This window comes from Novosphingobium sp. PhB165 (genome assembly GCF_004341845.1).
Taxonomy (GTDB): Bacteria; Pseudomonadota; Alphaproteobacteria; order Sphingomonadales; family Sphingomonadaceae; genus Novosphingobium.
Map to the genome: position 1 here is coordinate 130,878 of NZ_SLVB01000003.1, position 13,321 is coordinate 144,198.

Consider the following 13,321-nt stretch of genomic DNA (forward strand, 5'->3'; position numbering starts at 1 on the left):
GACCGGGATTGGCTGCCGGTTGCTCAACGCGCGCCGCGAGCGATGACGGCTCCGCGCTCATGTACTCTGGGCCGGCCGGGTAAGGTTGGGCGCCATAGATCAGTTCCGGCGGGTAGACCGCCCGCCCAAAAGCCGCCCCTTGCGGCGATGCCATTCCTGCCGGACGGAAATCGCGCCAATTGCGCGCTTGCGGCACGGGCTCCGCGTAACCACCGGCCAGCGTCTGGGGGCCGCTCACAAGGTCGAAGTGGTAAGCTGTCTCGCCCCGCGGGCTCGACGGAGCCGCTCTCGCAGGTTGAACCAATGCGGGCATCGATGGTGTGGATTCCCATGCGGAGAGGCGCCCTCCGGTCCATGCGAAGAGCACTGCGAGCAAAACGACAACCGGCTGTCCGCGCATACGATCAGACATCAGGCTGCCGTCCGCATGGCATTGGGCATGTTTTCACACGCGCCTTGTGTCGCCTTCACCGGCACGGCCGCGCGCGGTGCCGAAACGGTGGCCATGGCCGCCGGGTGGGCATCGTGATGGGTCTTGTCCCAGACGACCGAGCCGCCCGCGAGTGTCCGCAAATAGCTGACCAGCGCGCGCTTGCCTGCGAAAATCGAGATAAGATTGGCGACCGGCAAGCGCAACAATGCGTATAGCCCCTCAAGCGGGCCATATTCCCGCGCCGTGAACAGCACGCGCAGCGCACAGCGCCATGCCAGACTGACCCCGCAGGCCACCAGCATCACCCGCAGTGTGGGCGAGAATTCGGGAGTCGCGTGCCATCCGGCGATCCGCAAAGCCGCCAGCGACACTTCCACCATGACGAGCAGATAGCTCGCCGCCAGAATGATCGCGGTCAGCGGCCCCCGGCGGTCGCGCACCGACATCCACACGTCGGCAAGCCCCGCCCCGCCATCGAGCGGGCTCCAGCCGAGCCGGTCCCACGACTGGAAGGCGATGCCGTGGATCCAGCGCGTCTTCTGGCGAATCGAATCCTCCAGACGGGACGGGAAGTAAGCGCGCGTCGCGACCAGATCGCCGCGCGCGTCGCGGGCGCGGATGAAGCGGCTCTTCCCCCCTGCCCGCCAGACCAGCACGCCCAGTTCGTAATCCTCGGTCAAGCATTCCGCCGCGAAAGGGCCGTTGTTGCCTTCTGCCTGACGATGCCCGGCGATCCGGGCCAGCATCTCACGCGAAAAGCCGCAGCCCACGCCTGCTGCCGGCAATGCGGCGCCAAGCGCATCGCGAATCACCAGCGACTTGCTGTGCGCTTCGGCAAACTCGTCGAGATAGTGCCCGCCAATCCAGCGCGAACGCGGCTGGGGTTCCGGGCGCACCGGTATCTGCACGAAGTCCGCGCCCTTGAGCGCAGTGTCGATCACGGTCAGTTCGGCGGGGTGCACCATGTCTTCTGAATCGTGCAGGATCACACTGCGGAAGCGCTGCCCCCAGCGGCGCTCATCCTCGCACAGCGCGGCGTAGAGCCGGTTGAGGCAATCCGCCTTGGTGGTCGGGCCATGCCGCGAATGGATCACCAGCCGGATCCGCGGATCCTGCCCGGCGCCCTCCATCGCGGCCGCAAGCGTGGCCGGATCGTTCGCGTAACAGCCGACGTAGAGGCGAAAATCCTGCACTGGCCATGCTTCGATAGCGTGGCGCAGGGTATGACCGATCACCGCTTCCTCGCGCCAGCACGCTATGAAAATCGCGGCGCGGCCGATCAGCGGCGCGTCGCAAGCTTCCTGAGACAGGCGCGTGCTGCGCCCCTTTCCGGCCAATTGCAGCCGCAGCCAGACAATGTCTGTCGCCAGATCGTCGCAGGCGCCCAGCAAAAGCCAGAACGCGGTGAAGAGCAGCAGTTCCTGCTCCATATACTGCAAACAGACCGCAGCCTGCCCAATCACATACGCTGATCCCACGGTGCCCCCCATCGGCGCCGGCTCATCACCCCCTGTGATCTCGGCGCCTAGGGCAGGTTTGCCGGCTTGCATCCCCGTCACGTCTGCCCGAAACAGGACTTATGAGTTCGGACCGAAATTTGGCCAATGAATTGGCGTTCCGTTTCACAAAGTTAATAAGAGGTGACGCAACTGCGGGAATTTTGCTGATCCTTGTGGCCGTATTGGCGCTTTTGACGGCCAATTCCGCGCTTGGTCATGGTTACCATGCGCTGTTTCATCACCCGCTCGCCTGGAGCCCGGTGGCGAGACTCGACACACTGCACGCGTGGATCAACGACGCGCTCATGGCGGTGTTCTTCTTCGTCGTCGGGCTGGAGATCAAGCGTGAGGTTCTTGACGGAGAACTCTCGAACCCGGCCCGGCGCCGCCTGCCGGTGCTGGCTGCGTTCGCGGGCATGGCCACGCCCGCGCTGATCTATCTCGCCACCGCCGGGATCTCGCTGCCCGCGCAGCGCGGATGGGCAATCCCGGCCGCGACCGACATCGCTTTCGCCGTGGGCGTGCTGGCACTGCTGGGGCGGCGCGTGCCGGCCGCGCTGCGCCTGTTCCTGCTAACCGTGGCCATCGTCGACGATCTGGGCGCCGTGGCGGTCATCGCCCTGTTCTACACCGCGCGGATCGACCCCGGCTGGGTGATCGCGGCAGTGGCGGTGCTGGTGGCACTGCTCGCCTGCGGACGGCTGCGGGTGCCTTACGTCGCGGTATATCTGCTATTGGGACTGGCCCTGTGGTTCTGCGTGCTGAATTCGGGGATTCACGCCACCGTTGCGGGCGTCCTGCTGGCCTTCACGATCCCGCTGCGACCGCTGCGTGGCAAGTCGATGCTGCTGCGGCTGGAGCACGCGCTGGCGCCGTGGAACAGCTTCGTGATCGTTCCCCTGTTCGGCTTTGCCAATGCCGGCGTGGCACTGGCGGGAATCGGGTTTTCGGGGCTTCTCAGCCCAGTGCCGCTGGGCGTGGCGCTGGGGCTGTTCCTTGGCAAGCAGATCGGCATCTTCGCGGCCATCGTGCTGTCCGACCGATTCGGTTTCGCGCCGCGTCCGGAAGGCGCAAGCTGGGTTCAGCTTTGGGGCATGGCCGTATTGTGCGGAATCGGCTTCACGATGAGCCTGTTCATCGGCGCCCTCGCCTTCCCGCAATCCCCGGAACTGGTGGAGGAGGCGAAGCTGGGCGTGCTGGCGGGATCGCTGCTCTCATCGCTGCTGGGCTATGCGATCCTGCGACTGGCAAAGCCGCTGCGGCGGGACTCGAAGCCGGTCGCGGCCTGACGCCGCTGCCGCTCCTCGCCCCGCCTCCGAGCTATTACCAGGAACCGACGTTCGGCATCGAGGCCCAAGGCTCAGCGGGTTCGAGGCGGCCGTCCTGGAGCAGTTCCACGGAGATGCCATCGGGCGTCCGCACGAAGGCCATGTGTCCGTCGCGCGGCGGGCGGTTGATGGTCACGCCGGCATCGGCCAGCGTCTGGCAGGTGGCGTAGATATCATCGACCTGGAAGGCGAGATGGCCGAAATTGCGGCCGCCGCTATATTCCTCGAAAGAACCGTCCTCAGCAGGCCAGTTGTACGTCAGCTCGACTTCGGACTCTTCGCCCGGAACGGCGAGATAGATCAGCGTGAAACGCCCCTGCTCGCTCGAAAAGCGGCGGGTTTCCTTCAGGCCGATGAGTTCGAAGAAGGCGATCGTCGACTCGGGATCGGTCACGCGGATCATGGTGTGAAGATACTTGGTCACGGGTAGTCCTTAGCGGAGGGAGAGTGCGGCGCGCCATTACGGCGTCTGCGCAGCGCACACGATAGACCAGACCGCGCCTGCCGCTCCACCTCGTTCTTACGTCACGGCAGCAAACGGCGCCGTTGGGCACGAAAAACCCGCCCGGAATGCTCCGGGCGGGTCTTCCCGCGAAATGGGTTTCACCTGCCGTCAGGTCAGAACGAAGCGGTCAGCGTGCCAACCACGGTATCGTCGGTATAGCCGTCGATCGAAACGCCGCTGACGCCGATGTAGCTGACGCCCACCGAAAGCGGGCCGTACACGGTCATCGAAGCGCCGATCGAGAAGTCCATACCGGTCTTGTCGTTGAACGACCGCGTACCGGCGCAATAGTAGCAGGGCGACAGGACGCCGTCGGTATAACCCAGATGGCCCGAGATGGTGACCGGAGTCTTCGGAACCGCGAAGTCGATGTTGCCGTAGAGGTACAGGTTGTCCGAGTGGAAGCCGTCGTTATCGAGCAGGCCCTTCTGCTTCCAGGCATAGGCAAGGCCAGCCTTCAGCTTGGCCGGACCGACCGCGTAAGACACCGAAGCGTAAGGCTCCCAGTAGTTCGCGTCGCCCACGTGGCCGCTCGGATAGACGTAATAGAGGATGCCGCCGTCAAGCGTCAGGCCACCGCCCACATTGCCCGTCCAGCCCGCGATGAGGTCGAGTTCCTGATCGCCATAGACGTCGCCGCCATGGATCGAGGACGACCAGGTGCTGACATAGACGCCGCTCTTGTGCGAAACGGTGATGCCGCCCTGGATGGCCGGATCGCCGTTCGAAAGCGATACGCCGCGGAAGCGGTAGTCGGTGGTGAGCGCAACGTTGCCGGTGACGGTGAAGTCCTTGGGGGGCGCAGCTTCGTCAGCAAAGGCGGGCGTTGCAGCGAGCGCGGAGCCCGCAAGGAGAGTCGCGGCGATGGCGCCACGGACGGACATAAGCATGTTCATTCCCTCACAAATTCTTTTTGGTGCTTGTTCCCGCCTGCACTTTCACCGCACGCCTCGTTTTGGGCGCAACTTGCGACAGCACAATAATGCTGCATCGCACCAAGGTCGTGCACAAGTAAAATTTCGTTTAAGCAACAATCAGGAAACGAAGTGTGGACTTTTTGCCACTCGCACATGCAGCACGCCCCGCGCTTGCCGTGGCGGTGATCGCGGCGTACACCTCGACACCGGATGTTTGCCAAAATCAGAAATCTCGTTGCCCGTCCCGCCAAGCAAAGGACACCGAAGCTCCCGCCGGGCCAGCGCGTCTATGCCGTTGGAGACATTCACGGCAGGCTCGATCTCTTCGAAGGGCTCATCGCCGCGATCGAACGTGACGACGCGGCACGGGGCGAGGCGGTCAGCGATGTCATCCTGCTGGGCGACCTGATCGACCGGGGCCCCGCCAGCGCCGGCGTGATCGACCGCGCTCGCCGCTGGTCGCGCGAACGCCGCGTTGAATTCATCCAGGGCAATCACGAGGAAATGCTGCTGGTCGCCGCCCGCAAGCTTGAGGCGTTCCGCAGTTTCCTCAAGTTCGGCGGCCGCGAGACGATCATCTCTTACGGAGTCGACCCCGATTTCGTGATGGAAGCGGGGATGGAGGAACTTCAGCTGGCCATGCTGGACGCCATTCCGCAGGACGATTTCGATTTCCTCGACAGCTTCGAGAAGATGGTGCGCATCGGTGACTACCTCTTCGTCCATGCCGGGGTCCGCCCCGACACGCCGCTGGACCACCAGCTTGGCCATGATTGCCGCTGGATTCGCGAGCCGTTCCTCACGCATGACGGTGATTTCGGCGCCGTGGTGGTGCACGGTCACACGATCACGGAAGCCCCGGAAATCCGTGCCAACCGCATCGGCATCGATACCGGCGCCTATATCCACGGCACGCTGACCGCGATCGGCCTTGAGGGCGAAAACCGCTGGTTCATCCAAGCGCGCGACGAAGGCGGCGGCATTTCGATCCAGATCGCCGCGTGAAGCCCCGGCCCCAAGGCGGGGTGGGGAACACATTTCATCTAATGCACCGGGGAGCCTGTAAGCCGGGTTCTGTGCCTGGCGTGGTCTCCCAATCGAGGGACCTTACGCCGCGGCGGCAGCCATTCCTCTAGGCGACGCATTGCTACGCCGCTCAAGCGACCAACCCGGGCTGCCTGGGTCTGAAACAAACCCGCCGTTCAAGACAGCGCGCAGCCCCTATTCGGTCTTGCTCCGGGTGGGGTTTACCTTGCCGCTTTCCGTTACCGGAAGCGCGGTGCGCTCTTGCCGCACCCTTTCACCCTTACCTGCCTTTCAGGGCGAACCCTGACGAGGCGAGGCGGTCTGCTCTCTGTGGCACTTTCCCTAGGCTTCGCCGGGCCTGAAAACCCGACTCGCCCGGCGGGCATTACCCGCCACCCTTGTTTCGTGGAGCCCGGACTTTCCTCGCGCATCCGAAGATGCCCGCGGCTGCCCGGCTCCCCGGTGCGAGCGGTCACCTAGCACGGCCGGTGTCTCGCTCCAACAGCAGTTCGAACAGGATTCCGCCTATTTCGCCATCGATCTCGCCATCGATCATGTCGGGCCGCCAGCGGCGCTGGAACGCCCGCACCGCCGCGCGGCCATCGGCGATGTCATAGCCGAAGCGTTCGAGCGCAAGGTAAAAAGCGCCGGGATTGTCGTAGAACAGGTTCATCTTCGCGGCCGGAATTTCCAGCGCGAGTCCAAGCTGACCCAGTCGCTCCCAGTCGAAATATTCGCCCGGATCTTCCTTGCGCGCGGGGGCAATGTCCGAATGGCCGACGACGTTCGCGCGCGGGATGTCGTGGCGATCCATGATGTCGGCCAGCAGCGGCAGCAGCGCATCCATCTGCGCCTCGGGAAACGGCCGGTAACCCCATTCGTGTCCGGGATTGACCAGTTCGATGCCGATCGAGGCCGAATTCACGTCGGTCACGCCGCGCCAGTAGGACCGGCCCGCATGCCAGGCCCGCTTGTCCTCGGGCACGAGCGAGGTGACCAGGCCCTCCTCGTCGATCATGTAATGCGCCGAGACTTCGGCCTCGGGATCGCACATCCGCGCGAGCGCCTCTTCGGCGGTTTTCATGCCGGTATAGTGGAGCACCACCATCGACACCGGCAGCTTGCGCGCATTCCGGTTGGGCGATTCGACGACGCGGTTGACCAGCCACCGATTCATCGCCCTTCCCTTTCCCTGCTATCCGGTCTCGCGCACTCTGGCCTTGCCGTCAGACCCCGGGCAATACCGCGCCAAGTACCAGCGCGTCATCCCCCAAAGCATATTGCAGGCGGCCGCCGAGGCTTTGCGCGAGCTGCTGGATCATGGCCGCGGGTGCGGTGCGGCTCGACAGGTCGCCTTCGGGCAGCGTACCTTCCAGTGCCCGGCCGACGTCGCGATCGAACGCAATGCGCGGGCCCGCCGCGCGGACCACGATCTCGCTGGTGCCGCTGGTAAGCTGGTCCGGACGCAGTTCGGCGGCGATATCCAGCGTGCCGCCGCGCGGCAGCGCCTCGATCCCGATCAGCGCGAAATTGAGCAGCGTCTTGATCGCCGGCTTGGGCAGGATATCGCTGCCGAGCGACCAGTTGACCACGATCCGCGCATTGTTCGCGATCAGCGCATCGACCAGCGCGCGCGCCTCGCTCACCGGCACCATGTCTCCGAAACCGCCCGCCGCGCCAAAGGCGAGGCGGAAGAACTTCAGCTTGTCCGCCGAGATCCGCGCGCTCTGGTCGAGAAGTTCGAAGCAGCGCTGGCGCATCTCCGGATCCTTCTCGTCCGAGAGCAGCTCAAGACCGTTCGATAGCGCCCCCACCGGGCTCAACATGTCGTGGCACAGGCGCGAACAGAGAAGGCTGGCAAGTTCGATCGCGCTCGTGGTCATCGTGAAAGGGACTTCCATCACATTCCGGATTGGGATGCCGGGTGGGTATCGGGTGCTTGCGACTCTGGCGAGACAGCCGAATCCGGCCGACGTCCACCAGCGATGTCGCAGGTTATTGGTGAAAAACCATTCCCGCTATCTCGCCAGAAAGCAACACGCCCGTCGCCGATGATCGCCCAAATCCGCAAATCGCCGGTGGAATGTTCGCGATCCACGGCGGAAGGTACGGGCTGTCCCGTAGGGTGCGAATGGTAATAGCCCAGAACTTGGGGCCCGCCGCCCCGCGCGGCGCGGTGCGCGGCGAGCAGCGCAGCGGGATCAATCTCGAAATGCCGCATGCGCTCGGCCGCGACATTGCCGGCAGGCACGGCGCGATCGATGCGATCGCGCCCGTCCAGCGATTCGCCCAGCAGAAGCCCGCAGCATTCTTCCGGATGCGCGCGGGCCGCGGCGGCCATCAGCGCCGACACAACCTCTTCTGTCAGCTCGACAACTCTTGTCACTTCGACATTCATCCCCAAATCGTACAGACAATGGGGGTCATGGAAAACATCATTGAAGGTACGATCGGGGAGGCCGGTGGCCGCCTCGACAAGGCACTGGCGGACGCTAGCGGCCTTTCGCGCGAACGAATCAAGGCCCTGATGGGCGAAGGCCGGGTCACGCTTTCCGGCAAGCCCGCCGGACAGGCCTCACTCAAGGTTGCACCGGGCACACCGTTCGCCATCGCCGTGCCGGAAGCCGCCCCCGCCGAGGCCGAAGCCCAGGATATCCCTCTCAACGTCGTGTTCGAGGACGAATACCTGATCATCGTCGACAAGCCGACCGGCCTTGTCGTTCACCCCGCCGCGGGCAATCTTGACGGCACGCTGGTCAATGCCCTGCTTCATCACTGCCGGGACCAGCTTTCGGGGATCGGCGGAGTCGCGCGGCCGGGAATCGTCCACCGCATCGACAAGGATACCTCGGGCCTGCTGGTCGTCGCCAAGACCGACCGGGCTCACGAAGGCCTTGCCGTCCAGTTCGCGGATCATTCGATCGAGCGCGCCTATCGCGCCGTTGTGGCAGGAAAACCGATTCCGCTCGCCGGGACTGTAACCGGAGCGATCGGTCGTTCGAATACCAACCGTAAAAAGATGGCACTCGTAGAATCAGGCAGAGGCAAGCACGCGGTAACGCATTACCGCACGATCGAGGCGCTGAAAGGCGCAGCGCTCGTGGAGTGCCGCCTCGAAACAGGACGAACACATCAGGTGCGCGTTCACATGTCGTCAATCGGGCATTCGCTATTGGGAGATCCTGTCTATGGACGCACCCCTTCAGCAATTCGCCCGGTCCTTCAGCGACTCGGATTTCATCGCCAGGCTCTGCACGCCGCGGAACTTGGCTTTGTCCACCCCGTTACAGGGGAGACGGTCCGATTTTCCAGCCCGCTTCCCGACGACATGCGGGCCCTGATCGACGAACTGCGTCAGTGAAATCGGTTTAACATGCTATCTTGAACAGGTGGCCCCAAGCTAAGATGCCTGCATAGGGTCTTTGACCGCGGGCCGACCGGAAAGGACGGATGACAGTGACCACCAAGCAACGCAATCTCCCGGCGGTTCCATCGCTGGGCAGTGAGCAGAGCCTTAACCGCTACCTCTCCGAGATTCGCAAGTTCCCGGTGTTGGCGCCCGAGCAGGAATACATGCTCGCCAAGCGCTACACGGAACATGAAGATCCCGAGGCAGCGACACAGCTCGTAACCAGCCATCTTCGCCTCGTCGCGAAGATCGCGATGGGCTATCGTGGCTATGGCCTGCCCGTGTCCGAACTGATCTCCGAAGGCAACATCGGCCTTATGCAGGGGGTCAAGAAGTTCGAACCCGATAGGGGCTTCCGCCTCGCCACATATGCTATGTGGTGGATCAAAGCGTCGATTCAAGAGTACATCCTGCGTTCGTGGTCGCTCGTGAAGATGGGCACCACCGCCGCGCAGAAGAAGCTGTTCTTCAACTTGCGCCGCATGAAGAAGAATCTCGACGCTTACGAAGACACCGATCTGCATCCGAAGGATGTGGCTACCATTGCCACCACGCTCGGCGTGTCGCAGCAGGAAGTGGTCAACATGAATCGGCGCATGATGATGGGCGGCGATGCTTCGCTGAACGTCTCGCTGCGTGAGGAAGGCGAAGGCCAGTGGATGGACATCCTTGCGGATGACCGCCCGCTTCAGGACGAAACCGTCGCCGATGCCGAAGAGGCCACCGTTCGCCACGCCATGCTGGTGGAAGCGATGGACAGCCTCAACGAACGTGAGCGCGACATTCTGACCGAACGCCGCCTGACGGACGATCCCAAGACGCTTGAGGAACTGAGCCAGGTCTACAGCGTCAGCCGCGAGCGCGTGCGCCAGATCGAAGTGCGCGCTTTCGAAAAGCTCCAGAAGGCGATGAACCGCATCGCCTCTGACAAGAAGCTGGTCCCCGCACTCTAAACGGCGGGGCACTGCTGAAATAGAAACCGGGTCGTCCGCAGGGACGGCCCGGTTTTCTTTTGTCCCCCGTGTCCTCAGGTGTTCTCAAGCCGGTCCGAACCGCGCCGCCATGTCCACGGTGCCGCGCTTGCCGAGGTGTTCGATATTGACCTCGCACCACTGCTTCGCCGCCGCCTCGCCCACATCGTGAAGCTTGAGAAGCAGGTGGCGGACGGGCAGCAGCTTGGTCTGCGCGGGCATGGCCGAGAGCGTGGGCTCGTCATGGATCTCGTGAAGCCGCAGCCGCTCGACCTGGGCGATAAGGCCGTCCTTGGCGCGAGTATGCCCGATCGAGGATTTCAGCAGCAGCAGCCCCTGCAATTCCTTCCGCATCGACTGGTTGAAGCCGATCTCGGTCAGGCGGTCCACGATCGCCGCGACCCCGCGCGGCGTATCGGGCCGGACTTGCGCATTGACGGTGATGAGCAGCAGATCGTCGTTCGGACTTTCCAGCACGAGCGGGACCAGCGGCGGATTGGCGCTGTAGCCGCCGTCCCAATAGTCCTTGCCGTCGATGGTGACCGGCGGAAAGTAGAGCGGCAGGCAGGCCGAAGCGAGCAGCGCATCGGTGCTCAGGTCCTCGTTGCGGAACAGGCGCAGCCGGCCCGAGCGCGCGTTGGTGGCCGAAATGAACAGTTGCGGCGCATTTTCGCTGCGGATGGCGTCGAAATCGACATGCGTCTCGATCACCTTGCGCAGGATCTCCTGCATCTCGCGGCCAAGTTCGGGCGAGGCATGGGTCATGCCGATGTCGCCGAACACCGTGGTCCACCACGAAGAGACTGCGCGGGAGGTCTGCGGGAAAGCCTCGATCATCGGGATCAGCGGCCCGGCTTCGCGCCCCGAGCGGTTGAGTTCCTTCCAGAAGGCCCGCAGCCGCTCACGCGCCTCCTCGCGTCCGCCGGAAACGAGGCCGGAGACCAGCACGGCCGCGTTCATGGCCCCCGCGCTCGCCCCGCTGAGCGCGCCGATGTTCAGCCGCTCGTCCTGCAACAGGCCGTCGAGCACGCCCCAGGTGAAAGCGCCATGGGCGCCCCCGCCCTGAAGCGCGAGATCGAGGCTGGGGATGGGCTTTTCCTTGGAAAACATGCCCATGCGCGCCGACAGATCAGTTCTGCGGCGCGTTGAGAGTGGCGAAAGTCTCGGCGTAGCGACCCTCCGCCTCGGCATTGCGCAGGAAGGCGAGGCGCTGCACGCCAATCAGGCCCGGCGTCGGCTCCTGCGCGAAGAGGCTCATCACCTCGTCGATGAAATCGCCAAGCGGCATGTAGCCTTCGCGGGTCGACTGGCCGGGCGTCAGTTCGGTCTGCACCGCTGGCGGGGCCAGTTCGATGACTTCGACTTTGCCCGCCAGCGCGAGGCGCAGCGAATCGGACCAGGAATGGATCGCCGCCTTGGTCGCCGAATAGACCGCCGCGCGCACCAGCGGCACGAACGCCAGCCCCGAACTGACATTGACGATCGCCGCGTCAGGCTGAGCCGAAAGATGCTCGACCAGCGCATCGGTCAGGCGGATCGGCCCGAGCAGGTTGGTGACCACACAGGCTTCCGCCACGGCAAGATCGCGCGGAGCAGAAACATCCTCCAGCGGCATGATCCCGGCATTGTTGACCAGCACGTTGAGCGCCGGGAACTTCGCCAGCACGTCCTGCACGAAAGTCCGGATCGCGCCTTCATCGGTCACATCGAGCGCCGCCGCGTGGATGTTCGCGCGGCCCTTGGCCGTCTCTTCCAGACTGGCCAACGTGCGCCCGGTCACGATCACGACATTGCCCGCGTCATGCCAGCGCTGCGCCAGTTCGCGTCCAATGCCGGAGCCGCCGCCAGTGAGAAGAATGGTGTTGCCGCTGGTCTTCATGGGGGGACACTCCTTTGCCGGGAAATATCGGTGTAATCGCAAATTCTGTGCAGGAAAGCCGCCATAACGGGTTTCGATGACGCTGCGGTGCACGGGGATTGATCGCAGTGCACTTTTCCGCCGCGTCCAAGCCCGCTAGGGGATGCGGCAACTTCCTTCGAATTCAGGGCCCTCTCGCTTGCTGCGCATCACTGCCAAAGTCATCGTCTGGTTCGTCGCGATCAGCGTGGGGCTGACCGTGCTCTATCGCTTCGTGCCGCCGCCGGTGACGGTAACGATGCTGTCCGACGGCAACGGCATCACCAAGGACTGGCAGCCGCTGAGCCGGATCGACCGCAACATGCCCGCCGCCGCCATCGCCGCCGAGGACGGAAAGTTCTGCACGCACAATGGCTTCGACACTGACGCCATCGAGAAAGCCTTCGAACGCAATGCCGCCGGCGGACGTCTGCGCGGCGGTTCGACGATCAGCCAGCAAACCGCCAAGAACGTGTTCCTGTGGCAGGGCGAAGGCTGGACGCGCTACATTCGCAAGGGCTTCGAGGTCTGGTTCACCTTCCTGATCGAATCGCTGTGGGACAAGCGGCGAATCATGGAAGTCTACCTCAACGTCGCCGAGACCGGCATCGGCACCTACGGCGTGGAAGCCGGCGCCCAGCGCTACTACGGCAAATCGGCCACCAACCTCACCCCGATCGAGGCCGCGCGCATCGCCGCCGCCCTGCCCAGCCCCAAGACCCGCGACGTCAAGAACCCCTCCGGCTTCACCCGCCGTTACGGCAACACGATTGCCGCGCGCATCGGCACGGTGAAACGCGCCGGCTTCGATTCCTGCGTCTACGAGTAAGGCGAAAGCCTCCGCTCACTTCGCGCGGGCGGGTTTCTTCGCAAAGTTGAGTTCGATTGCGGCGCGGACCAGTACGGTCAGCGCCGCTTCATCGACCGTCTCGCCTTCATGGAAATCGATGGCCCGGCGCACATTGCCGTCCAGACTGGAATTGAACAGCCCCGCCGGATCCGGAAGCGAGGCGCCCTTGGCGAAGGTCATCTTCACCACCGCCTTGTAAGTCTCGCCCGTGCAGATGATGCCGGAGCGCGACCAGACCGGCACGCCGCGCCATTTCCATTCCTCGACGATCCCCGGATCGGCCTTGAGCACGATCGAGCGAAGACGCGCCAGCGTTTCGCCGCGCCAGTCGTCCAGTTCCGCGATCCGCGCATCGATGAGCCGCGAAGGCTCCGCTCCGTCGCCATTTCCGCTCATTTGCGTCACGCTCCCGCCATTCAGTCGCAGGGACGCAGGCTAGGCCAGCCGCCCACATTTCCGCAAGGCCCACGGCGCATTGGCACCCAC

Annotated in this window: 14 protein-coding genes and 1 other RNA gene; 5 read left to right on the plus strand and 10 right to left on the minus strand. The window is 64.2% G+C overall.

Going from position 1 to position 13,321, the window contains the following annotated elements; translation table 11 throughout:
- Positions 1-411 precede the first annotated feature (411 nt).
- A complete protein-coding gene (locus EDF56_RS09170) occupies positions 412-1,911 on the minus strand; it encodes a glycosyl transferase family protein (protein ID WP_279389706.1) in 1,500 nt (499 codons plus the stop codon).
- Between the two features lie 101 nt (positions 1,912-2,012).
- Between EDF56_RS09170 and nhaA the strand changes: the two genes are divergently transcribed.
- A complete protein-coding gene (nhaA, locus tag EDF56_RS09175; RefSeq protein WP_132386590.1) occupies positions 2,013-3,221 on the plus strand; it encodes a Na+/H+ antiporter NhaA in 1,209 nt (402 codons plus the stop codon).
- A 34-nt stretch (positions 3,222-3,255) separates the two neighbouring features.
- Here the strand turns inward: nhaA and EDF56_RS09180 are convergent, their stop codons facing one another.
- Both EDF56_RS09180 and EDF56_RS09185 read right to left on the minus strand, forming a co-directional pair.
- Entirely contained in the window at positions 3,256-3,684 is a 429-nt protein-coding gene (locus EDF56_RS09180; RefSeq protein ID WP_132386592.1) for a VOC family protein, read from the minus strand.
- A 194-nt stretch (positions 3,685-3,878) separates the two neighbouring features.
- Positions 3,879-4,655 carry a TorF family putative porin gene (locus tag EDF56_RS09185; RefSeq protein ID WP_132386594.1) on the minus strand — a complete coding sequence of 259 codons (777 nt, stop codon included), beginning with the start codon at positions 4,653-4,655 and terminating at the stop codon, positions 3,879-3,881.
- A 237-nt stretch (positions 4,656-4,892) separates the two neighbouring features.
- Between EDF56_RS09185 and EDF56_RS09190 the strand changes: the two genes are divergently transcribed.
- The gene (locus EDF56_RS09190) at positions 4,893-5,687 is read left to right on the plus strand and encodes a metallophosphoesterase (protein WP_132386596.1); all 795 of its coding nucleotides are present in this window, start codon (positions 4,893-4,895) and stop codon (positions 5,685-5,687) included.
- A 42-nt stretch (positions 5,688-5,729) separates the two neighbouring features.
- On the opposite strand, the gene rnpB is transcribed toward EDF56_RS09190, so the two are convergent.
- From rnpB to EDF56_RS09210, 4 genes are all read right to left on the minus strand, one after another.
- Positions 5,730-6,171, minus strand: an RNA gene (gene rnpB / locus EDF56_RS09195) — RNase P RNA component class A.
- 9 nt (positions 6,172-6,180) lie between these two features.
- Positions 6,181-6,885 carry an N-acetylmuramoyl-L-alanine amidase gene (locus EDF56_RS09200; protein WP_132386598.1) on the minus strand — a complete coding sequence of 235 codons (705 nt, stop codon included), beginning with the start codon at positions 6,883-6,885 and terminating at the stop codon, positions 6,181-6,183.
- A gap of 49 nt (positions 6,886-6,934) precedes the next feature.
- Positions 6,935-7,591 carry a histidine phosphotransferase family protein gene (locus EDF56_RS09205; protein WP_132387429.1) on the minus strand — a complete coding sequence of 219 codons (657 nt, stop codon included), beginning with the start codon at positions 7,589-7,591 and terminating at the stop codon, positions 6,935-6,937.
- Between the two features lie 17 nt (positions 7,592-7,608).
- A complete protein-coding gene (locus tag EDF56_RS09210; RefSeq protein ID WP_132386600.1) occupies positions 7,609-8,106 on the minus strand; it encodes a M67 family metallopeptidase in 498 nt (165 codons plus the stop codon).
- Between the two features lie 18 nt (positions 8,107-8,124).
- On the opposite strand from EDF56_RS09210, the gene EDF56_RS09215 reads away from it, so the two are divergent.
- The gene (locus tag EDF56_RS09215; RefSeq protein WP_132387431.1) at positions 8,125-9,069 is read left to right on the plus strand and encodes an RluA family pseudouridine synthase; all 945 of its coding nucleotides are present in this window, start codon (positions 8,125-8,127) and stop codon (positions 9,067-9,069) included.
- A gap of 89 nt (positions 9,070-9,158) precedes the next feature.
- Positions 9,159-10,070, plus strand: a complete 912-nt coding sequence (gene rpoH, locus EDF56_RS09220) for an RNA polymerase sigma factor RpoH (RefSeq protein WP_132386602.1) — start codon at positions 9,159-9,161, stop codon at positions 10,068-10,070.
- A gap of 84 nt (positions 10,071-10,154) precedes the next feature.
- Here the strand turns inward: rpoH and EDF56_RS09225 are convergent, their stop codons facing one another.
- The gene (locus tag EDF56_RS09225; RefSeq protein ID WP_165912151.1) at positions 10,155-11,204 is read right to left on the minus strand and encodes a patatin-like phospholipase family protein; all 1,050 of its coding nucleotides are present in this window, start codon (positions 11,202-11,204) and stop codon (positions 10,155-10,157) included.
- Between the two features lie 13 nt (positions 11,205-11,217).
- The gene (locus tag EDF56_RS09230) at positions 11,218-11,967 is read right to left on the minus strand and encodes an SDR family oxidoreductase (protein WP_132386606.1); all 750 of its coding nucleotides are present in this window, start codon (positions 11,965-11,967) and stop codon (positions 11,218-11,220) included.
- A 181-nt stretch (positions 11,968-12,148) separates the two neighbouring features.
- On the opposite strand from EDF56_RS09230, the gene mtgA reads away from it, so the two are divergent.
- Positions 12,149-12,814, plus strand: coding sequence for a monofunctional biosynthetic peptidoglycan transglycosylase (gene mtgA / locus EDF56_RS09235; protein ID WP_243652544.1), 666 nt, complete (start codon positions 12,149-12,151; stop codon positions 12,812-12,814).
- A gap of 15 nt (positions 12,815-12,829) precedes the next feature.
- Here mtgA and EDF56_RS09240 read toward each other — a convergent pair whose 3' ends face one another.
- The gene (locus EDF56_RS09240) at positions 12,830-13,231 is read right to left on the minus strand and encodes a DUF1801 domain-containing protein (protein WP_132386610.1); all 402 of its coding nucleotides are present in this window, start codon (positions 13,229-13,231) and stop codon (positions 12,830-12,832) included.
- Between the last annotated feature and the right edge of the window lie 90 nt (positions 13,232-13,321).

Bases quoted from the DNA above. Each gene is read 5' to 3' on its own strand.
- nhaA (WP_132386590.1), top strand. From the start codon at position 2,013: ATGAGTTCGGACCGAAATTTGGCCAATGAATTGGCGTTCCGTTTCACA.
- EDF56_RS09185 (WP_132386594.1), bottom strand. From the start codon at position 4,655: ATGCTTATGTCCGTCCGTGGCGCCATCGCCGCGACTCTCCTTGCGGGC.
- EDF56_RS09190 (WP_132386596.1), top strand. From the start codon at position 4,893: ATGTTTGCCAAAATCAGAAATCTCGTTGCCCGTCCCGCCAAGCAAAGG.
- EDF56_RS09200 (WP_132386598.1), bottom strand. From the start codon at position 6,885: ATGAATCGGTGGCTGGTCAACCGCGTCGTCGAATCGCCCAACCGGAAT.
- EDF56_RS09205 (WP_132387429.1), bottom strand. From the start codon at position 7,591: ATGACCACGAGCGCGATCGAACTTGCCAGCCTTCTCTGTTCGCGCCTG.
- EDF56_RS09210 (WP_132386600.1), bottom strand. From the start codon at position 8,106: ATGAATGTCGAAGTGACAAGAGTTGTCGAGCTGACAGAAGAGGTTGTG.
- EDF56_RS09215 (WP_132387431.1), top strand. From the start codon at position 8,125: ATGGGGGTCATGGAAAACATCATTGAAGGTACGATCGGGGAGGCCGGT.
- rpoH (WP_132386602.1), top strand. From the start codon at position 9,159: ATGACAGTGACCACCAAGCAACGCAATCTCCCGGCGGTTCCATCGCTG.
- EDF56_RS09225 (WP_165912151.1), bottom strand. From the start codon at position 11,204: ATGGGCATGTTTTCCAAGGAAAAGCCCATCCCCAGCCTCGATCTCGCG.
- EDF56_RS09230 (WP_132386606.1), bottom strand. From the start codon at position 11,967: ATGAAGACCAGCGGCAACACCATTCTTCTCACTGGCGGCGGCTCCGGC.
- EDF56_RS09240 (WP_132386610.1), bottom strand. From the start codon at position 13,231: ATGAGCGGAAATGGCGACGGAGCGGAGCCTTCGCGGCTCATCGATGCG.